At 53.7% G+C, this 19,093-nt stretch carries 16 protein-coding genes and 1 pseudogene; 4 read left to right on the top strand and 13 right to left on the bottom strand.

All coding sequences use genetic code 11. The features are described from left to right. Positions 1-57 precede the first annotated feature (57 nt). From gntT to gntX, 3 genes are all read right to left on the bottom strand, one after another. The gene (gene gntT / locus SK39_RS13180; RefSeq protein WP_003023507.1) at positions 58-1,374 is read right to left on the bottom strand and encodes a gluconate transporter; all 1,317 of its coding nucleotides are present in this window, start codon (positions 1,372-1,374) and stop codon (positions 58-60) included. Between the two features lie 368 nt (positions 1,375-1,742). Then, complete coding sequence (gene nfuA / locus SK39_RS13185) at positions 1,743-2,318, bottom strand: Fe-S biogenesis protein NfuA (RefSeq protein ID WP_003023509.1); 576 nt, start codon at positions 2,316-2,318, stop codon at positions 1,743-1,745. A gap of 58 nt (positions 2,319-2,376) precedes the next feature. After that, a complete protein-coding gene (gntX, locus tag SK39_RS13190; protein ID WP_003023511.1) occupies positions 2,377-3,060 on the bottom strand; it encodes a DNA utilization protein GntX in 684 nt (227 codons plus the stop codon). Positions 3,061-3,097: 37 nt separating this feature from the next. Between gntX and bioH the strand changes: the two genes are divergently transcribed. Next, positions 3,098-3,868, top strand: a complete 771-nt coding sequence (gene bioH / locus SK39_RS13195) for a pimeloyl-ACP methyl ester esterase BioH (protein WP_016151103.1) — start codon at positions 3,098-3,100, stop codon at positions 3,866-3,868. A 45-nt stretch (positions 3,869-3,913) separates the two neighbouring features. Here the strand turns inward: bioH and SK39_RS13200 are convergent. From SK39_RS13200 to greB, 6 genes and pseudogenes are all read right to left on the bottom strand, one after another. Next, a pseudogene (locus SK39_RS13200) lies at positions 3,914-4,645 on the bottom strand (Rpn family recombination-promoting nuclease/putative transposase); the annotation flags it as partial. Between the two features lie 161 nt (positions 4,646-4,806). Beyond that, positions 4,807-5,043 carry a [Fe-S]-dependent transcriptional repressor FeoC gene (gene feoC / locus SK39_RS13205; protein WP_003023516.1) on the bottom strand — a complete coding sequence of 79 codons (237 nt, stop codon included), beginning with the start codon at positions 5,041-5,043 and terminating at the stop codon, positions 4,807-4,809. Between the two features lie 11 nt (positions 5,044-5,054). After that, positions 5,055-7,373 carry a Fe(2+) transporter permease subunit FeoB gene (feoB, locus tag SK39_RS13210; RefSeq protein WP_032937253.1) on the bottom strand — a complete coding sequence of 773 codons (2,319 nt, stop codon included), beginning with the start codon at positions 7,371-7,373 and terminating at the stop codon, positions 5,055-5,057. Positions 7,374-7,391: 18 nt separating this feature from the next. Then, a complete protein-coding gene (gene feoA / locus SK39_RS13215) occupies positions 7,392-7,619 on the bottom strand; it encodes a ferrous iron transporter A (RefSeq protein ID WP_003023519.1) in 228 nt (75 codons plus the stop codon). A 375-nt stretch (positions 7,620-7,994) separates the two neighbouring features. Further along, positions 7,995-10,328, bottom strand: a complete 2,334-nt coding sequence (locus SK39_RS13220) for a Tex family protein (RefSeq protein ID WP_016151100.1) — start codon at positions 10,326-10,328, stop codon at positions 7,995-7,997. A gap of 98 nt (positions 10,329-10,426) precedes the next feature. Continuing rightward, a complete protein-coding gene (greB, locus tag SK39_RS13225) occupies positions 10,427-10,900 on the bottom strand; it encodes a transcription elongation factor GreB (RefSeq protein WP_003023524.1) in 474 nt (157 codons plus the stop codon). 225 nt (positions 10,901-11,125) lie between these two features. Between greB and ompR the strand changes: the two genes are divergently transcribed. Both ompR and envZ read left to right on the top strand, forming a co-directional pair. Then, positions 11,126-11,845, top strand: coding sequence for an osmolarity response regulator transcription factor OmpR (gene ompR / locus SK39_RS13230; RefSeq protein WP_001157751.1), 720 nt, complete (start codon positions 11,126-11,128; stop codon positions 11,843-11,845). Then, positions 11,842-13,194, top strand: a complete 1,353-nt coding sequence (envZ, locus tag SK39_RS13235) for a two-component system sensor histidine kinase EnvZ (protein WP_003837891.1) — start codon at positions 11,842-11,844, stop codon at positions 13,192-13,194. The genes ompR and envZ overlap by 4 nt, the downstream gene beginning before the upstream one ends. Before the next feature lie 74 nt (positions 13,195-13,268). Here envZ and pckA read toward each other — a convergent pair whose 3' ends face one another. Beyond that, positions 13,269-14,891, bottom strand: a complete 1,623-nt coding sequence (pckA, locus tag SK39_RS13240; RefSeq protein ID WP_048217079.1) for a phosphoenolpyruvate carboxykinase (ATP) — start codon at positions 14,889-14,891, stop codon at positions 13,269-13,271. A 378-nt stretch (positions 14,892-15,269) separates the two neighbouring features. Between pckA and SK39_RS13245 the strand changes: the two genes are divergently transcribed. Then, positions 15,270-16,988, top strand: a complete 1,719-nt coding sequence (locus SK39_RS13245) for a DUF4153 domain-containing protein (RefSeq protein WP_048217080.1) — start codon at positions 15,270-15,272, stop codon at positions 16,986-16,988. A gap of 109 nt (positions 16,989-17,097) precedes the next feature. Here SK39_RS13245 and hslO read toward each other — a convergent pair whose 3' ends face one another. The 3 genes from hslO to yrfG are packed head-to-tail and all read right to left on the bottom strand — an operon-like array spanning position 17,098 to position 19,081. Then, the gene (hslO, locus tag SK39_RS13250; RefSeq protein WP_003023531.1) at positions 17,098-17,976 is read right to left on the bottom strand and encodes an Hsp33 family molecular chaperone HslO; all 879 of its coding nucleotides are present in this window, start codon (positions 17,974-17,976) and stop codon (positions 17,098-17,100) included. Positions 17,977-18,000: 24 nt separating this feature from the next. Continuing rightward, a complete protein-coding gene (gene hslR / locus SK39_RS13255) occupies positions 18,001-18,402 on the bottom strand; it encodes a ribosome-associated heat shock protein Hsp15 (protein WP_003837900.1) in 402 nt (133 codons plus the stop codon). A 10-nt stretch (positions 18,403-18,412) separates the two neighbouring features. Beyond that, positions 18,413-19,081 (bottom strand): GMP/IMP nucleotidase, encoded by a 669-nt coding sequence (gene yrfG, locus SK39_RS13260; RefSeq protein ID WP_003023533.1) that lies wholly within the window; start codon positions 19,079-19,081, stop codon positions 18,413-18,415. Positions 19,082-19,093 lie beyond the last annotated feature (12 nt).

Raw genomic sequence — 19,093 nt, forward strand, 5'->3', positions numbered from 1 at the left:
CGGCCTACGATGACAGCGGTAGGCCGGGTAAGCGAAGCGCCACCCGGCACCGTTTTATCAGACCACCATACCCAGCAGCAGACACCCTACCAGACCGCAGACAGAGATAATGGTTTCCAGCATTGACCATGACTTGATGGTTTCACCGATGGTCAGGTTGAAGTACTCCTTGAACAGCCAGAAGCCTGGATCGTTCACGTGGGAGAAGATGACGGAACCGGAACCAACCGCAATAACCATCAGCTCAGGGCTTACGCCGGTTGTTGCAATCAGCGGCGCCACTATCCCACCAGCGGTGATCGCTGCAACGGTTGCGGAACCCAATGCGATACGCAGTACTGCAGCGATAGACCATGCCATCAGCAGCGGAGACACGTTAGAGCCGTGCATCATTGAGGCGATGTATTTGTCCACGCCGCTATCAACCAGAACCTGTTTGAAGGCTCCGCCACCACCGATGATCAACAGCATCATCGCGATGATTTTGATTGAAGACACCAGCGTGTCGTTAATCTGATCCATCGAACGTCCGCGGTTCAGACCAAACGTGAACATCGCAATCAGCACTGCAATCAGCGTTGCCATGACCGGGTCACCGAGGAATTCTGCAACTGTCAGGAAAGCATGACCTTTCGGCAGAATCATCTCCGCCACGGCGCGCATTGCCATCAGAATAACCGGGACCAGAGAGGTCCAGACGCTGACGCCAAAGCCTGGCATCTCTTCTTCAGTGAAGGTTTTTGCGCTGTACAGACCTTCCGGGATTGGCTTATCAATGCCTTTCAGGAAACGTGCGTATACCGGACCGGCGAGAATAACGGTCGGGATTGCCAGAATCGTACCAAACAGCAGGGTTTTACCCATATCTGCGTGGAAAATGGTGGCAATAGCGGTTGGACCCGGGTGCGGTGGCAGGAAGCCGTGCGTTACGGACAGTGCCGCAGCCATTGGCACGCCAACGTACAGCAGCGGGATATTGGCAGCAGCGGCAATGGTGAACACCAGCGGCAGCATCAGTACGAAACCAACTTCGTAGAACAGGGCAAAACCAACGGTGAAGCCGGTTAATACCACCGCCCATTGAATATGTTTTTTGCCGAATTTAGCAATCAGGGTGGTTGCGATGCGCTGTGCGCCGCCGCAGTCCGCCAGCATTTTGCCCAGCATGGCGCCAAAACCCATAATCAGGGCGAGGCTGCCAAGGGTTCCGCCGACGCCGGCTTTAATTGAACCGATGACTTTATCCAGTGGCATCCCTTGCATCAATCCGACAGCAAGCGCCACCAGGACGAGAGCGATGAAACCGTTCATTTTGAAACGGATCATCAGGAGGAGTAACAAGATTACACCGATAGCAACGATGACTAATGGCATGATTTACCTGGCCTTAACTTTGTTATGGGTAACGTCAGTGTTTAGATGACAAATTCCGATTGTCCCGACCGGGAACAGAGTATTCTCAGCACCAATGCTGGTTGCCTGCAAAACTAATCAGTTTAGCTGGCTATTATGTGTGTGTTAGGTGCTGATACGAATGATACGGGTAACATGTGGCGCTTGAAAATCACCTGGGCAGGCAAAATTTAAATTATGAGAGGCTGGTCAAATTATGCAGGGGATTATTACAGGGTACGTGCAGAGAAATGTAAGGGCGTAGGCCGGATAAAGCGTTTACGCTGCCATCCAGCATCGATGCCCGGTGGCGACGCGGATGCGTCTTACCGGGCCTACAAGTCTGGTCGTTAGTAGTAAGAGTGCTCGCCGCGCTGGTGTTCGGTTAAATCGCGAACGCCTTTCAGTTCAGGGAATTCAGCCAGCAGCTGTTTCTCAATACCTTCTTTCAGCGTCACATCGACCATTGAACAGCCGTTACAGCCGCCGCCAAACTGCAGAATGGCGTAGCCTTCATCGGTGATTTCCATCAGAGATACGCGACCACCGTGACCAGCCAACTGTGGGTTGATCTGCGATTGCAGCATGTACTCCACGCGTTCCATCAGCGGCGCATCATCGGCAACTTTACGCATTTTGGCGTTTGGTGCTTTCAGGGTCAGCTGGGAGCCTAACTGGTCGGTAACGAAATCGATTTCTGCATCTTCCAGATACGGTGCGCTCAGTTCATCAACATATGCGGTCAGCAGGTCAAATTTAATGGCGGTGTCGGTTGCTTCCACGGCGTCCGGCGGACAATAAGAAACGCCGCATTCAGCGTTAGGCGTGCCGGGATTAATCACAAATACGCGGATTTGTGTCCCTTCTTCCTGATTTGCCAGCAGTTTGGCAAAGTGCGCTTGTGCAGCATCGGAAATATGGATCATAGTAATGGCCTAATAGTTGACTATTTTACTTGGTTATAATACGCCCATCATCGAGGCTCTACAAGGTTCGACACAGGCACCATACCTGGACAGTCGCCGCGCCGTTGCGTAAAAGCAGCTGCGCGATTTCCGCGACGGTACTTCCGGTAGTGACGACATCATCCACAATAACCATATGGAGTCCCTGCACCGGCAATTCAAGGCGAAAGGCATTTTTCAGGTTACGTTTACGTAATCGGGCGCTGAGATGGTGCTGTGTGGCGGTTGCCCGAACCCGCGAGACGGTCTGGCTGTCCCAGTCGCAACCCAGCCAGCGTGCAAGCGGACGGCACAGTAAATCGCTCTGATTAAACCCTCTGCGCCAGTGTCGACGTTGCCAGAGCGGGACGCTGACCAGCCTGTCCGGCAGAGGAAGGGCGCTGACGCGCCGGGCCTGTAGTACCTCCAGCAACAGCAAACGCGAAAGAGCGGAGGCTGTTTCGCTGCGTCGCGAAAACTTGAGCTGGTGGATAAGCCCGCTCAACGGCGGAACATAGTCGCTGACGGTGACCAGCCGCTGCCATGGCGGCGGTTTTTGCAGGCAGCGCCCACAGGGAATGACGGTATGAGCGGCAGGGAGTCCACATTGGGGGCATAGGCTGGCATGTTGGCGCGTTGCCCGCGTACAGACTGAGCAGATCCCCCAATGCCCTAACGTCAGGGGCATTCGGCATAGCCAGCACAATCCCGGTACTGTTAGCATAGATGCATCCTTTCAGGCTAAAAGAGAACAATAACTGATGAATGACATCTGGTGGCAGACCCAGGGTTCGGGAAATTGCCATCTTGTGCTGCTGCACGGATGGGGACTGAATGCGCAAGTGTGGCATTGCATAAGCGAGGAACTGAGTTCGCATTTTACGCTGCATCTTGTCGACTTACCGGGATTTGGTCGTAGCCAGGGTTTCGGTGCAATGTCGCTGGAAGAGATGGCTGAGCGGGTATTGAAACAGGCACCGGAGAAAGCTATCTGGCTCGGCTGGAGTCTGGGCGGGCTGGTCGCGAGTCAGGTAGCCCTAACGCATCCTGAGCGTGTTCAGGCGCTGGTGACCGTCGCGTCTTCCCCTTGCTTTAGCGCGCGGGATGAGTGGCCGGGTATCAAGCCAGAGGTGCTGGCAGGCTTCCAGCAGCAGCTGAGCGAAGATTTCCAGCGTACAGTGGAGCGTTTTCTGGCATTGCAAACGATGGGTACGGAAACCGCGCGTCAGGATGCGCGAGCGTTGAAGAAAACGGTGCTGGCTTTACCCATGCCGGACGTCGAAGTGCTTAATGGCGGGCTGGAGATCCTGAAAACGGTCGATCTGCGAGAACCGCTGTGCACGGTGGAAATGCCTTTCCTGCGGCTATACGGCTATCTTGATGGCCTGGTGCCGCGCAAAGTCGTCCCGATGCTGGATGCCCTGTGGCCGCAGAGTGAGTCGTTGGTGTTTGCTAAGGCGGCGCATGCGCCGTTTATCTCGCATCCGGCGGAGTTCTGCTCAGCGCTGGTGGCGTTAAAACACCAGCTATAGCCCCTGTTGATTTGCCCGGTAGCGTCGCGCTTGCCGGGCATGAAATTAATGGGGTTGTGCTGGCAGGTCTTCAGCGCTAAGCCCGGTAATTCTGAGTATTGTTAATCTGTCGATACCATCCGCTAGCATGGTCGTCGCGATGCGCAAAGCTTCCTCTCGTTTGCCCGTTTGTAACCCCTCTTGTAATCCTTTCCGATGGCCTTCCTGAAGGCCATTAAGATGCCCTTCCTGTCGTAATCTTTCGGCGATAGTCATCAACTTGTCCTTATGTTGGGGTAAACGTTCGGCGATTTCATGAATAAACTCGCCAAAATGCACGGTGTCTCCGGCTTGCATCAGGTAATTAAACAAGGCTTTCAACTGGCTGTCATTAGCGTGTCCTTTAACAAGCAGGATGGCCAGTTTTTCTACCAGCCCCATCAAATCGCGTTTACGGATATGTTTTTGGATGAGTTCCAACAGCGCCATCCGGCGATGCTGCATAATCTCGTCATCGGGCACAACGGTGATATCGATCAGTGGAAACGCGGTGCTATAAAGCTGTCTGGCGGACTCCGGGTCATCAAACTCGTCCAGCCAACAAAGTGAATAGGGGTAGGGGCTTGTTGCACCATGATAAAAAAGTAGGGGGATTACCAGAGGCAGTTTCTTATGTCCCGCATCCAGATGACGCTGCATTACCGCAATGGCATAGCGCATTAGCCGAAATGCCATGTGAGCATCGGCGCTGCTTTGATGTTCAATAATGGTGTAAATGTAACCATCACCTTCGCGGGTAGCTGGCTGGAGGATAGATCTTTTTTGCTGAAATAATGAAATCTATGTGGAATCCATTACGCAAAAAAGCCGGATATCTGCATAAACGAATTATCCGGCCTGGACGTTTGCATCATTTGTAGGCCGGATAAGCGTAGCGCCATCCGGCAAATAGCATCTGATTAGCGTAAAGCCCACCATTCGCGCAGGCAGGCTTTACCTTCCGGGCAACTTTTGCAGCTTCCGGAAAGACACCCGTCGGCATCTTCCTGAATCCGCACCGCTTTGCCCATCTTTTCTAACTGATTCAGCATGGCGTCAATCATGGGCTGCGGGGTATGCAGCGTGTGGCTAATTTGTGTTGCCTCCATACGCCCCCGCAAAGCCAATAAATCACGAACCTGAATAAGTGATGCCATTGTCGATAACCTTAGTGGCAATCGCCAGTCGTGCTGGAACAGCAGGAACTCGCCGTTCTGTTGGTTGCCAGCAGTGCGAGGTCCACGCGGCTGCGAGCTCGACGCAGCAGGCCCAGCAACACGATGTTAAACAGGATGACCGCTAAAATGCACACCAGGCTGTAGGTCGGGTGCTCTTTGTAGCTGACCGTCTGATAAAACAGCGTCGACAGAGAGTAGGCGATATTCAGGCCCCACAGAATCGAGAAACTCATCCAGCCACGGCTGGATTCACGTGCGATAGCGCCCATCACTGAAATGCACGGCACATACAGCAGAACAAAGATCAGGTAGCTGTACGCGGCGGCGGCGCTGCCAAATTTCTCGCCCATCACGCCCATTGCGCCCGTCGCCATTTCGCCGTCGCCCTTGCTGGCTTCGATAGGGTTAGCCAGTACGCTCAGGCTGAAGGTGTCTTTCAGGCTTTGCCAGGTTTCATCCACTGCGCCGATCAGCTCGTCACCGAGGTGGAAATCTGCCGGGTTGAACTCTTCTTCCTGAATGTTTTCCGCGGTATAGAGCGTGTTCAGCGTACCCACCACCACTTCTTTCGCCATCGCGCCGGTGAACAAACCTACGGTTGCCTGCCAGTTATCTTCGTGAACGCCAATCGGTTTAAACACGGGAGTAATAACACGGCTAACGGAGGCCAGAGCAGAGTCGTTGATGTTATCGACGATTTTCCCGCTCAGCGAGAAACTGTTAAACGCGCTGAGGAAAATGCTGACGATGATGATGACTTTACCTGCACGTAGAACGAAGCCTTTCAGGCGCTGCCAGGTCTGAATAATCAGACTCTTGATGTGCGGCACGTGGTATACCGGCAGCTCCATCACGAACGGCGTTGCTTCACCACGCATGATGGTGTGTTTGAGCATCAGGCCCGTCAACACAGCCATCACGATACCCAGTACGTACAGCGAGAAGACCGCCAGTGCGCCGTTCTGACCAAAGAACGCCGCGGCAAAGACGGCGAAAATCGCCAGACGTGCGCCGCAGGACATAAACGGCGCCATCATGATGGTCATCAGACGCTCACGCGGGGCGTCCAGCGTACGTGCGCCCATCACGGACGGTACGTTACAGCCAAAGCCGACGATCAGCGGGACGAACGATTTGCCCGGCAGTCCCAGCGCCTGCATCAGACGGTCCATCACAAACGCGGCGCGCGCCATGTAGCCGGAGTCTTCAAGGAAGGAGAGGAACAGGTACATCATGCCGATTTGCGGTACCAGCGGCAGCACGGTGTTAATCCCGCCGCCAAGGCCCTGGGCCAGGAAGATAGTGAGCCAGTCCGGGAAGTGCAGCGTGTAGCCAATCCACTGAATACCATGGATAAAGAGTGCTACGGAGCCGACGTCAAACAACGGTTGCAGCGCGCCGCCGATGTTAATGGCGAGCAGGAACATCAGGTACATCACGAACAGGAAAATCGGCAGCCCGAGGAAGCGGTTGAGAACGATTTTATCTACCGCGGTGGTGAAACGGCTCGGTTCTGCCGTCAGAGTATTGCTGACGGTATCGCAGATAGCGGCAATGCACTGATAGCGCGCATCGGCGATGTGCAGCGCCGGATCGTCCATAGTCTCGCTCAGGCGTGCGATAGAGGCATCGAGATTTTGCGCTGCATCACCCGCATAGGCGCGGCTGTAGATATCGCCTTCCAGCATCTGCAGACCCAGCCAGCGGCGCTGTTTGAGCGGCATATCTTTGGCCATCGCGTCGGCGAGGGAGTCCGCTTCCTGCAGCAACGGCTGGGCATAATGGACCAGCTCGACGGTGTCGTTTTCTTTGTAGCGATCGATCGCCAGCTTCAGCGCTTCAATGCCGCGGGCGCGGGTGGAAACCAGCGGAACCACCGGGCAGCCAAGACGTGCTGAGAGGGCGTCGATATCAATACGGATTTGCTGCTTTTCAGCGATATCCAGCATATTCAACGCGACGATGCAGGGGATGCCCAACTCAAGCAGTTGCAACGTCAGGTAGAGGTTGCGTTCAAGGTTTGAAGCATCGACCACGTTGATCAACAGATCCGCGTCGCCGCTTAAAATATAGTGGCAGGCAATCTGCTCATCGAGAGAGGTCTGGGATGAGATTGTCGTCAGAGAATAGGTGCCGGGTAAATCCACCAGCGTGACCTGATGGTCCGTTGTGGCGAAATGACCTTCTTTACGCTCCACGGTAACGCCAGCCCAGTTGCCTACACGCTGGCGCGCGCCGGTGAGTTGGTTGAATAAAGTTGTCTTGCCGGAATTAGGATTACCAATTAAACCAATGGTTAGTTTTTTCATTTTTATAGACTCACTGTATTAACAGGAAACCGCTTCCACTTCTAATAACGCCAAATCCTTTTTACGCAATACCAGACTTACGCGACGCGTTTCGATATGGATAGGATCGCCGAGCGGGGCGACGCGTACCACGTTGAAGGAGGAGCCGGGCAGCATGCCAAGTGACAACAGTTTCTGACGATAAGCCGGGCTGATTTCACGGGCAAAGCCGGTAATTTTCCACGCACTGTCAGGAGTGAATTGCATAGGGACCTACTTATATCTCGCTAACTGGATGATTACCTCATGGGGCGACAGGGCGGCATGAGACCAGATGATTAGCCAACGTAAGGAAAGAGTAAATAATCAACAAAACAATGATAATGAGAATGGTTTCTATCATCAATAGAATAAATGTGACGGAATGTACAATTGGATAATAATTTGAGCCAATTTTGATATTCCTCAATATTTATTCTGGTAGGGAAAGAATGGTTCGCGGAGGTAATTATTGAGAATCTTAATGTTTAATTAAGGTTTCATCTGTTAATAAAGTGATAAATATATTGTGGTGAAAAGCGGGGGATATATTAAATATGCCGGATAAGGTATTGATTCCGTCATCCGGCACACGGTTTAAACTTAGCGCTTTTTACCCATTGCCGCCGCCAGCGCATCCATCATAGCGCTGTTGCCCGCAGGCTGGGCGTCACGGCCACGCGGTTTCGCCGCTTTTGGCGCTGGGCGATTGCCCTGAGTGCGATCGTTATTCCCGCCGCCGCGACGCGCATTGGTTTCACCCGGCTGCTCGTCCAGACGCATGGTCAGCGCGATACGCTTACGTTGCAGGTCCACTTCCAGCACTTTCACCTTCACAATGTCGCCCGCTTTCACCACGGTGTGTGGATCGTCGACAAACTTATTCGACAGCGAAGAGATATGCACCAGGCCATCCTGATGAACGCCGATATCAACAAACGCGCCGAAATTGGTGACGTTGGTGACCGCCCCTTCCAGGATCATTCCCGGCAGCAGATCGTTCATGGTTTCTACGCCGTCAGCAAACTGTGCGGTTTTAAATTCAGGACGCGGATCGCGACCCGGCTTTTCCAGCTCTTTGATGATGTCGGTGACGGTCGGCACCCCGAAGCGTTCGTCAGTAAAATCGGCGGCTTTCAGATTGCGCAGTTCGTTGCTGTTGCCCATCAGGTCACGCAGCGATTGCTCGGTAGCGGCCAGAATGCGTTCCACAATCGGATAGGCTTCCGGGTGAACGGTGGAGGCATCCAGTGGGTTATCGCCATGGTTGATGCGCAGGAAGCCTGCGCACTGTTCAAAAGCTTTTGGCCCCAGACGGCTGACTTTCAGCAGTTGCTGACGGTTCTGGAACTGACCGTTCTCATCGCGCCAGGCGACGATGTTTTGCGCCATCATGCGTGTCAGGCCGGCCACGCGGGTCAACAGCGGAACGGAAGCGGTATTGAGATCGACGCCGACGGCGTTCACACAGTCTTCCACCACCGCGTCCAGCTTACGCGCCAGTTGTGTCTGGCTAACGTCGTGTTGATACTGGCCCACACCGATGGATTTCGGATCGATTTTCACCAGCTCAGCCAGCGGATCCTGCAGACGACGGGCGATAGACACTGCGCCACGCAATGAAACGTCGAGATCCGGGAACTCCTGCGCCGCCAGCTCGGAAGCCGAGTAAACCGATGCCCCGGCTTCGCTGACGATCACTTTCTGCGCGGTGACTTTCGGGAACTGTTTCTGCACGTCGAGGAAGAAACGCTCGGTTTCGCGCGACGCTGTACCGTTACCAATCGCCACCAGTTCAACGTTGTATTTTTCACACAGCGCCGCAACGGCAACGGCGGCTTTGGCGGCCTGACCGGTGTGTGGATAAATGGTGTCGGTCGCGACCAGCTTACCGGTACCGTCAACAACCGCCACCTTCACGCCGGTACGCAGGCCGGGATCGAGGCCCATGGTGGCGCGCAGGCCGGCCGGAGCCGCCATCAGCAGGTCATGCAGGTTACGGGCAAAGACGTTGATTGCTTCATCTTCCGCGCGTTCGCGCACGGTGCCCATCAGTTCGGTTTCGAGGTGCATCAGCACCTTAATTCGCCATGTCCAGCTGACCACGCCTTTGCGCCAGCTGTCGGCAGGTGCGTTATTCAGGCGCAGTCCCAGGTGGTTCTGGATAATCTGTTCGCCGTGGCTCTCTTTTGGCGGCTCATCGAATTGCGGATCGGCATTCAGCGAAAGCTGCAGCACGCCCTCGTTACGGCCACGGAACATGGCCAGCGCACGGTGGGATGGCACGGTAGAGATCGGTTCGTGGTGATCGAAGTAGTCGCGGAATTTCGCGCCTTCCTCTTCTTTACCGCTTACCACGGTGGAAACCAAATGCGCGTTCTTCCACAGGTAGTCACGCACTTTCGCCAGCAGCGCGGCATCTTCAGCGAAGCGTTCCATCAGGATGTAACGTGCGCCGTCGAGGGCCGCTTTGGTATCCGCCACGCCGTTGTCGGCGTTGAGATATTTAGCGGCTTCTGTTTCCGGGTCGTGAGACGGCTCGTTCCACAGCAGGTCTGCCAGCGGCTCAAGGCCTGCTTCAATGGCGATCTGTCCACGGGTACGGCGTTTAGGTTTGTACGGCAGATAGAGATCTTCGAGTTCGGTCTTACTTAACGTGCCGTTGATCGCTTTCGCCAGGTCGTCGGTCAGTTTGCCTTGCTCGCCGATAGATTTCAGGATTGCCTGACGGCGGTCTTCCAGTTCACGCAGATATCCCAGACGGGTTTCCAGATTACGCAGTTGCGTATCGTCCAGACCGCCGGTGATTTCCTTACGATATCGTGCGATAAACGGCACGGTGTTCCCTTCGTCAAGCAGGCGAACGGCAGCTTCTACCTGTTCAGCACGAGCCTGAATTTCACCTGCGATAATGCGGCAGAAAGAATCATTCATCATGGATAGCTTCGTCTATAGGATAAAAAATCAGGGGATAGTTATACGGATTGACTGACAAAAATGCCAGCCATCTGCCGGGGCTTCGGATTGTTCCGGTCTCACTTAACGTATTCAATCTCGTTCACGTACCAGCTGGCTTCGCCACCAGGGGTGTTTACTACTGCGAGATCGCCGACTTCTTTTTTCAGCAGCGCTCGCGCCATTGGTGAGTCGATAGAGATGTAATCTTTACGACCGAAGATCTCATCGTAGCCAACAATACGGAATTTGCGGATGTCGCCATCGTCATTTTCAATCTCAACCCATGCGCCAAAGAAGACTTTGCCCTCCTGCTGCGGGGAGTAATCGACGATTTTCAGATTCTCCATGCACTTGGTCAAATATCGGACGCGGCGGTCGATCTCACGCAGGCGCTTTTTATTATACTGGTAGTCGGCATTTTCGCTGCGGTCACCCAGACTCGCGGCCCAGGTTACTTTTTTGGTGACTTCCGGGCGCTCTTCACGCCAGAGATAATTCAGCTCTTGTTTGAGTTTTTCATACCCTTCACGGGTTATCAGGGGCGTTTTCATCTTATTGTTTTACCTTCGACTCTGTGATGATGCGCACAATTAGTATTACGTGAGCATATCAACAGAATAAATAATGTATTGCGAGAAACATTGTATACTTAAGCTGCTGTTTAATATGCTTTGTAACAATTTAGCCTGGAATTCATACCAGAATTCGCTGGTGACTCACGTTAGCTTTCTTAAGAATATACACTTAATTGTTGCGAACCTTTGGGAGTAATAACAATGCAAGAGAACTATAAGATTCTGGTGGTCGATGACGACATGCGCTTACGTGCGCTTCTGGAGCGTTATCTGACCGAGCAGGGCTTCCAGGTTCGAAGCGTCGCAAACGCTGAGCAGATGGATCGTCTGCTGACCCGTGAGTCTTTCCACCTGATGGTGCTGGATTTAATGCTGCCGGGAGAAGATGGCCTGTCTATTTGCCGTCGCCTGCGCAGCCAAAGCAACCCGATGCCGATCATTATGGTTACGGCGAAGGGCGAAGAAGTGGACCGTATCGTTGGACTGGAAATCGGCGCTGACGATTACATCCCGAAACCGTTTAACCCGCGTGAGCTGCTGGCACGTATTCGCGCAGTCCTGCGCCGTCAGGCGAATGAACTGCCGGGCGCGCCTTCTCAGGAAGAAGCGGTCATTGCGTTTGGTAAGTTCAAACTGAACCTCGGTACGCGTGAAATGTTCCGTGAAGATGAGCCTATGCCGCTCACCAGCGGTGAGTTTGCGGTGCTGAAAGCACTGGTTAGCCATCCGCGTGAGCCGCTGTCCCGCGACAAGTTGATGAACCTCGCCCGTGGTCGTGAATATTCTGCGATGGAACGTTCTATCGACGTCCAGATTTCCCGTCTGCGTCGCATGGTGGAAGAAGATCCGGCGCATCCACGCTACATTCAGACCGTATGGGGTCTGGGCTACGTCTTTGTTCCGGACGGTTCTAAAGCATGAGGCGAATGCGCTTCTCGCCACGAAGTTCGTTTGCCCGCACGTTATTGCTCATCGTCACCTTGCTGTTTGCCAGCCTGGTGACGACTTACCTGGTAGTGCTGAACTTCGCGATTCTGCCGAGCCTCCAGCAGTTTAATAAGGTCCTGGCCTACGAAGTTCGTATGCTGATGACCGATAAACTACAGCTGGAGGACGGTACGCAACTGGTGGTGCCGCCCGCATTCCGTCGGGAAATTTATCGTGAGCTGGGTATTTCCCTCTATTCCAACGAGGCCGCTGAAGAAGCCGGACTGCGTTGGGCGCAACACTATGAATTCTTAAGCCATCAGATGGCGCAGCAGTTGGGTGGCCCAACGGAAGTCCGCGTTGAGGTAAACAAAAGCTCGCCGGTTGTGTGGCTGAAAACCTGGCTGTCGCCCAACATCTGGGTACGTGTGCCGCTTACGGAAATTCATCAAGGCGATTTCTCACCGCTGTTCCGCTATACGCTGGCGATTATGCTGCTGGCTATCGGTGGCGCGTGGCTGTTTATCCGTATCCAGAACCGACCGTTGGTGGATCTTGAACATGCGGCGCTGCAGGTGGGGAAAGGTATCATTCCACCGCCGTTGCGGGAGTATGGCGCTTCAGAGGTGCGCTCCGTAACCCGAGCCTTTAACCATATGGCCGCAGGTGTGAAGCAGTTGGCCGATGACCGTACGCTGTTAATGGCGGGCGTGAGCCACGATTTACGTACTCCGCTGACGCGTATTCGTCTGGCAACGGAAATGATGGGCGAAGAGGACGGTTATCTTGCGGAGTCCATCAATAAGGACATCGAAGAGTGTAACGCCATCATCGAGCAGTTCATCGATTACCTGCGTACCGGTCAGGAGATGCCGATGGAGATGGCGGATCTGAACTCGGTGCTGGGTGAAGTGGTTGCGGCAGAAAGCGGATACGAACGTGAAATCGAAACTGCGCTGCAGCCTGGCGCCATTCAGGTGAAAATGCACCCGCTGTCGATCAAGCGTGCGGTTGCCAATATGGTGGTTAACGCCGCCCGTTACGGCAACGGCTGGATTAAGGTCAGTAGCGGTACGGAGACGCATCGCGCCTGGTTCCAGGTAGAAGATGATGGTCCGGGCATCAAGCCGGAGCAGCGTAAGCACCTGTTCCAGCCATTTGTCCGCGGCGACAGCGCGCGCAGTACCAGCGGCACGGGGCTGGGTCTGGCGATTGTGCAACGTATTATCGATAACCATAACGGCATGCTGGAGATTGGTACCAGTGAACGTGGTGGGTTGTCGATTCGTGCATGGCTTCCGGTTCCTTTCACTCGCGCGCAGGGTATCACGAAAGACGTATAAGAAAGGGAGGCGAAATGCCTCCCTTTTTGTTGCTGTAGGCCGGATATGTGGCAACCGCCATCCGGCATTTTTCGTTACAGCTTCGGTCCGGCGCTAACCAGCGCTTCACCCGCAGGGGTGTCGGTGTATTTCTCGAAGTTCTCGATAAACAGTTTCGCCAGTGCATTGGCTTTTTCCTGCCACTGCTCTGGAGACGCGTAGGTATTACGCGGATCGAGAATGCGCGTATCCACGCCCGGCAACTTGGTCGGGATAGCCAGGTCAAACATCGGCAGACGGAACGTTTCTGCGTCATCCAGCGAACCGTTCAGGATGGCGTCAATAATCGCACGGGTATCTTTGATAGAGATACGTTTGCCAGTACCGTTCCAGCCGGTGTTAACCAGATACGCCTGCGCACCTGCCGCCTGCATACGTTTCACCAGCACTTCTGCATACTGCGTTGGGTGCAGAGACAGGAATGCTGCGCCGAAGCAGGCAGAGAAGGTTGGGGTCGGTTCGGTAACGCCGCGTTCGGTACCGGCCAGTTTGGCGGTGAAGCCAGACAGGAAATGGTACTGAGTTTGGTCTGCTGTCAGGCGAGAAACCGGCGGCAGCACGCCAAATGCGTCGGCAGTCAGGAAGATCACTTTGGTAGCATGACCCGCTTTTGACACTGGCTTAACGATATTATCGATGTGATAAATCGGGTAGGAAACGCGGGTGTTTTCAGTTTTGGAACCGTCGTCGAAGTCGATGGAACCATCTTCGCGCACGGTGACGTTTTCCAGCAGCGCGTCACGACGAATTGCGTTGTAGATTTCTGGCTCGGCATCTTTAGACAGTTTGATGGTCTTCGCGTAGCAACCGCCTTCGAAGTTAAATACGCCGTCGTCATCCCAGCCGTGTTCGTCATCGCCAATCAGGCGACGTTTCGGATCGGTGGACAGCGTTGTTTTACCGGTACCGGACAGGCCAAAGAAGACTGCCACATCACCTTTTTCCCCGACGTTTGCTGAGCAGTGCATGGAGGCAATGCCTTTCAGCGGCAGCAGGTAGTTCATCACGGAGAACATACCTTTCTTCATTTCGCCGCCGTACCAGGTGCCGCCAATCAGCTGGATACGCTCAGTCAGGTTGAAAGCCACGAAGTTTTCAGAGTTCAGACCCTGCTCTTTCCATTGTGGGTTGGTGCACTTAGCGCCGTTCATCACGATGAAATCCGGTTTAAAATCAACCAGCTCTTCGTCGCTTGGGCGGATGAACATGTTTTTGACGAAATGCGCCTGCCAGGCAACTTCGGTAATGAAGCGCACGGAAAGACGGGTATCGGCGTTAGCGCCGCAGAATGCATCAATGATAAACAGGCGCTTGCCGGAAAGTTGCTGGGTAACTAATCCTTTCAGATGCTGCCAGGTTTCCGGGGAGAGCGGTTTGTTGTCGTTCTTACCTTTACCTTTGTCTGACCACCAGAGCGTGTCACGCGTGGTGTCGTCACGGACAATGTACTTATCCTTTGGCGAACGTCCGGTAAAGATACCGGTATCAACGGCAACGGCGCCCAGATTCGTTAACACGCCACGTTCATAACCTTCCAGGTTTGGATCAAGTTCTTCCTGGAAAAGTGTGTCGTAGTCTGGATTGTAAACGATATCCTGAACGTCATTGATACCATAAGCCTTGAGATCTTGCGGGGTTAAACTGTTGTTCACACGCATTTCACTGCTCCTTAGCCAATATGTATTACCTGGAATAGTAAGGTTTTTTAGGGATTGCTAACCGCGACAAGGCTCATAGATTTACGCATCCGGGAAAATCACGGGTTACCGAATACGCTGCGACTCCTGTCACAAAGAGGCGGATATTATGGCAGGAAACCCTTTTTTGTTGTGGAAAATGTTCTTAAAACGTTAATGAAGAGTGTTTTTGGCTGGAATCTTGTGAGTGTAATCGCATTCACGTAAGAAAATAACGTAACTCATACATATACAATATCGATTCACTTCCCGTCGCGTTAGTCTGAAATCAGCCTACCAATGCTCAAAATTGTGAAGTTGATGCGATAATTAGCTTTTCCCTTCATTCTGGAAACTGACATGGATAGTGCTGAAATTTCACGTACAACGCGTTTGGGCATGATATTTATCGGCCTGTTGCAGGGGGCATTATGCTACCTGCTGATGACATATCTGGTGCCCCATAACGACGACTGGCTGTTCTATGGCATGCCTGCGACGATTGCGATCACCTCGGCACTTTTGCTTACTGTCGTTTCTTTCAAACAACGCGCGCTGTGGTATTGGATGGCGCTGATCTTTGTTGTGGTGCTGGCGATGAGCGTCTGGCTAAAGTGGCAAGTCGAGGACAGTGATAAGTGGCGGCAACATGAAGTTTTTATGTTCTACGGTTGGCGCTTACTGCTGATGGCGATGCTTGCCTTGCCCTGGATTCAGTACTCGCTTCATGTCTCTCGTGAGCAGGCGCGTTACCCGCATTTTTATCGGCAATTGTGGCTTAATGCGTTGACGTTGCTGATTGTCTTTGTCGCCAACGGTCTGTTCTGGCTGGTGCTCCTGCTATGGAGCGAGATGTTTAAGCTGGTCGGTATTCCCTTCTTCAGCACGCTCTTCTTTGATACCGACTGGTTTGGCTATGTGGCCTTTGGTCTGATTACCGCACTGGCAGTGGTACTGGCTCGTACACAGTCGCGTCTGGTCACGGCGGTACAAAAATTACTGACGTTTATTGCCACCGGTCTGTTACCTCTGGTCGCGCTGTTGGCGCTGATGTTCATACTGACCTTGCCCTTCACTGGACTGGAGGCTATTTCGCAACGCGTGTCTGCGGCCGGGTTGATGTCAACGCTGACGCTGCTCCTGTTGCTGTTGATGGCTATCGTGCGTGAGCCACAAAAAGAAGCTCTACCTTATCCTGGCGCGTTACGCTATCTCATCAAATGTGCTCTGGCTGTCACGCCCATCTATACGCTGATTGCCGGTTGGGCGCTGTGGGTGCGAATACAGCAGTACGGTTGGACGCCTGAGCGTTTGTATGGCGTGCTGGTGGTCGTGGTACTGCTGGTATGGTCGTTTGGCTATTTGGCCAGCATTTTACGCCGCGGGCGCAATCCGCTTGAGCTTCAGGGGCCGGTCATTCTTGGCGTTTCGTTGCTGGCGTTGGGGCTGTTGGTTCTGCTGTCGTCGCCGGTTATTGATGCCTGGCGTATCAGCGTTAACAGCCATATGGGGCTGTATCACAGCGGGAAAATCAAACCGGATCAGGTCAGCCTGTATATGTTGGATCACAGCGGAAAACCGGGGCGCGCAGCGTTGGAAGCATTACAAAAAGATGTGGCGTTTAATCAAGACAGTAAGCGCAGACGCGACTTGAATTCTCTGCTGCAAGGGAGCCGGGATGCGGTTAAAGAGCTAACCGCAACACAGTTAGTATCGAAGGTTGTGATTGCTCCGGGGAGCGAGAAGCCAGACGATGCGTTCTGGACGTTTGTCAAAGCACAGGGGTATCGCATCACCTCTTGTGCTGAGCAGAATGCGTGCGTATTGGTGAGTCAGGACCTCAATGCGGATGGTCATCCTGAGCAGGTGCTATATGCTTTTGGCGATGGGGAGAGTCTGGTCTTCGGCATGCAGAAAAACAAATGGGATTTGTTAGCTGTTGCCAGGCTACCTGAAGGATTCAATAAGGATAAATTGCTGCAGGCGGTGGCGAATCAGCAACTGGGTTCAGCCCCCAGAATCTGGCGGGATATCACTATTGATGGCAAAAGACTACCGATGACTTATTACACCGAGTGAGTGTGTTGCCGACCGCGTTTTTGCCGGATAGCAGCGCGAACGGCTTATCCGGCCTACGACAGTTTTTCCGTAGGCCTGATAAGCGCCGCGCCTTCAGGCAAGACGGTGATTAATGCACCTGTGGATCGGCAGGGGAGGCGTTGCTGCGGATCTCTGCAATATCCATGGCGTTAAACAGATAGTGGCTACCGCAGTAATCGCAGTGCATATCGATCTCGCCTTCTTCCGCCAGAATGCTGTCAACTTCTTCGTCCGGCAACGTTTTCAGTGCGCCTGCGCAGCGTTCGCGTGAACAGGTGCATTTGAACTCAACGTCCTGCGGATCGTAGAGAGTAACCTCTTCTTCGTGGTATAAGCGCCACAGCACTTCGTTGGCCGGCAGCGTCAGCAGCTCTTCGGCCTTGATGGTTTCGGTCAGGGCGGTCAGGTGATCGAAATCATCTGCCTGTGCGTTTTGCGCCGGCATCACTTGCAGCAGCATTCCGCCAGCAGCGGGTTTGCCATCAACGTCGCCAGTGCGGATGAACAGGCGTGTCGGCAGCTGTTCGGAACGCATGAAGTAGTCTTCCAGACAGGCTGCCAGCGTGTCACCTTCCAGACCGACCACGCCCTGATAACGCTCGCCTTCTTCCGGAGTAATGGTGATCACCAGGTAGCCGTTGCCCACCAGGGTTTTCAAATCGGCATCTTCAGGAATATCACCCTGCATGCGGGCCACGCCGCGCATCTGCTGATTGTTGTTGCCGTTGATGACGGCCAGGCTCAGCGGACCATCACCCTGCAACTGCACAGTGATATCACCGGCAAACTTCAGCGTAGCGGTGAGCAGGCTGGTGGCAACCAGCAGCTCAGCCAGTACGTTTTTGACCGGCTGCGGATAAGTATGATTTTCGAGGATCTGTTGCAGGGTTTCCGAAACGGTCACCAGCTCGCCGCGCACGGCAAAGTTTTCAAACAGATAACGATGTAATTGGTCATGTTGCGGCATAATCATCTCTCTTGCAGGTGACAGTCACTCGCTGTCGCCATGTTTAAATCGTAACAGGTCGCGGCGCTCTTTCTTGTCCGGTCGCCTGTCCGGGTGCGGCATGGTTAACGCGTTAAGTTTACGCGCCAGCGCCATTTTTTCGCGTTTTTCCACGCTTTCCGCGGTTTCTTCATACAGCGTAACGGCTTCCGTTGCCGGGCGACGCTGCTCGGTAATGGCCTTGATAATGACCGTTCGCTCGTCATTTCCCTGGCGAAGGGTGAGGGTGGCGTTCAGCTCGACAATCTTGCTCGGCTTACTGCGCTGGCCGTTGTAGTGCACCTTACCGCCTTCAACCATTTCGCGGGCTAGCGCACGCGTTTTGTAAAAGCGTGCAGCCCACAGCCATTTATCCAGCCTGACTTCAGCAGAGGGCTTTTCTTTCATGGCGTCTCCTTCACATCAGTGAGGGGATCAGTCGGCGGTAGTCATTCAGTGACGGATGGCGTGCGTACTGCTTTTCGGCGATGCCGGAGTCGGGATTGGTCACGCCGAGGCAGTAACGAATACCGTACAGAGCAGCGGCGTCGAGAATGGGTTCGCTGTCGTCAATAAACAGCGTCTTCTCTGCACTCATTCCCGTTTCTTCAGCCACAGCGTGCCATAACCGCTGATCCTCTTTGGGATAACCAAATGTGTGGGTGGAAAGTAATAAATCAAGGTGTGAGGCCAGACCGGTATGCTCCAGCTTCACCGCCAGATTATGCGGATGCGCGTTGGTGAGCAAAATACGGCGCTTGCCGCTGGCTTTTAAGGCATCAAGAAACGGTACGGTATCTTCACGCAAAACGGCGCGTGGTCCCTGTTCCGTTGTCATGGCGCAAATATCCAGATCCAGGCACTCGCTCCAGTAATCCAGGCAGTACCAGTTTAGCGTATGCTGCACGGCATGATACTGCTGACGAATATAGTCCTGGGCTTCCTGGGGAGAGATACCCTGCTTCGCGCCATAGGTTTCCGGCACCAGTTTTTGCCAGAAATAGTTATCGAATGCCAGGTCGAGCAGCGTGCCGTCCATATCTAACAACACGGTGTCGACATCCTGCCAGGCAATATTGATATGCATGGAAACTCCCCA

Origin of the sequence: Citrobacter sp. BIDMC107, assembly GCF_001037575.1 — a bacterium.
GTDB lineage: Bacteria > Pseudomonadota > Gammaproteobacteria > Enterobacterales > Enterobacteriaceae > Citrobacter > Citrobacter freundii.

What these genes read in the sequence shown, in the direction of transcription:
- envZ (WP_003837891.1), top strand. Translation starts at nt 11,842, where the DNA reads ATGAGGCGAATGCGCTTCTCGCCACGAAGTTCGTTTGCCCGCACGTTA.
- pckA (WP_048217079.1), bottom strand. Translation starts at nt 14,891, where the DNA reads ATGCGTGTGAACAACAGTTTAACCCCGCAAGATCTCAAGGCTTATGGT.
- hslR (WP_003837900.1), bottom strand. Translation starts at nt 18,402, where the DNA reads ATGAAAGAAAAGCCCTCTGCTGAAGTCAGGCTGGATAAATGGCTGTGG.
- SK39_RS13220 (WP_016151100.1), bottom strand. Translation starts at nt 10,328, where the DNA reads ATGATGAATGATTCTTTCTGCCGCATTATCGCAGGTGAAATTCAGGCT.
- nfuA (WP_003023509.1), bottom strand. Translation starts at nt 2,318, where the DNA reads ATGATCCATATTTCCGATGCTGCACAAGCGCACTTTGCCAAACTGCTG.
- gntX (WP_003023511.1), bottom strand. Translation starts at nt 3,060, where the DNA reads ATGCTAACAGTACCGGGATTGTGCTGGCTATGCCGAATGCCCCTGACG.
- hslO (WP_003023531.1), bottom strand. Translation starts at nt 17,976, where the DNA reads ATGCCGCAACATGACCAATTACATCGTTATCTGTTTGAAAACTTTGCC.
- feoB (WP_032937253.1), bottom strand. Translation starts at nt 7,373, where the DNA reads ATGAAAAAACTAACCATTGGTTTAATTGGTAATCCTAATTCCGGCAAG.
- gntT (WP_003023507.1), bottom strand. Translation starts at nt 1,374, where the DNA reads ATGCCATTAGTCATCGTTGCTATCGGTGTAATCTTGTTACTCCTCCTG.
- yrfG (WP_003023533.1), bottom strand. Translation starts at nt 19,081, where the DNA reads ATGCATATCAATATTGCCTGGCAGGATGTCGACACCGTGTTGTTAGAT.
- SK39_RS13245 (WP_048217080.1), top strand. Translation starts at nt 15,270, where the DNA reads ATGGATAGTGCTGAAATTTCACGTACAACGCGTTTGGGCATGATATTT.
- greB (WP_003023524.1), bottom strand. Translation starts at nt 10,900, where the DNA reads ATGAAAACGCCCCTGATAACCCGTGAAGGGTATGAAAAACTCAAACAA.
- feoA (WP_003023519.1), bottom strand. Translation starts at nt 7,619, where the DNA reads ATGCAATTCACTCCTGACAGTGCGTGGAAAATTACCGGCTTTGCCCGT.
- ompR (WP_001157751.1), top strand. Translation starts at nt 11,126, where the DNA reads ATGCAAGAGAACTATAAGATTCTGGTGGTCGATGACGACATGCGCTTA.
- bioH (WP_016151103.1), top strand. Translation starts at nt 3,098, where the DNA reads ATGAATGACATCTGGTGGCAGACCCAGGGTTCGGGAAATTGCCATCTT.
- feoC (WP_003023516.1), bottom strand. Translation starts at nt 5,043, where the DNA reads ATGGCATCACTTATTCAGGTTCGTGATTTATTGGCTTTGCGGGGGCGT.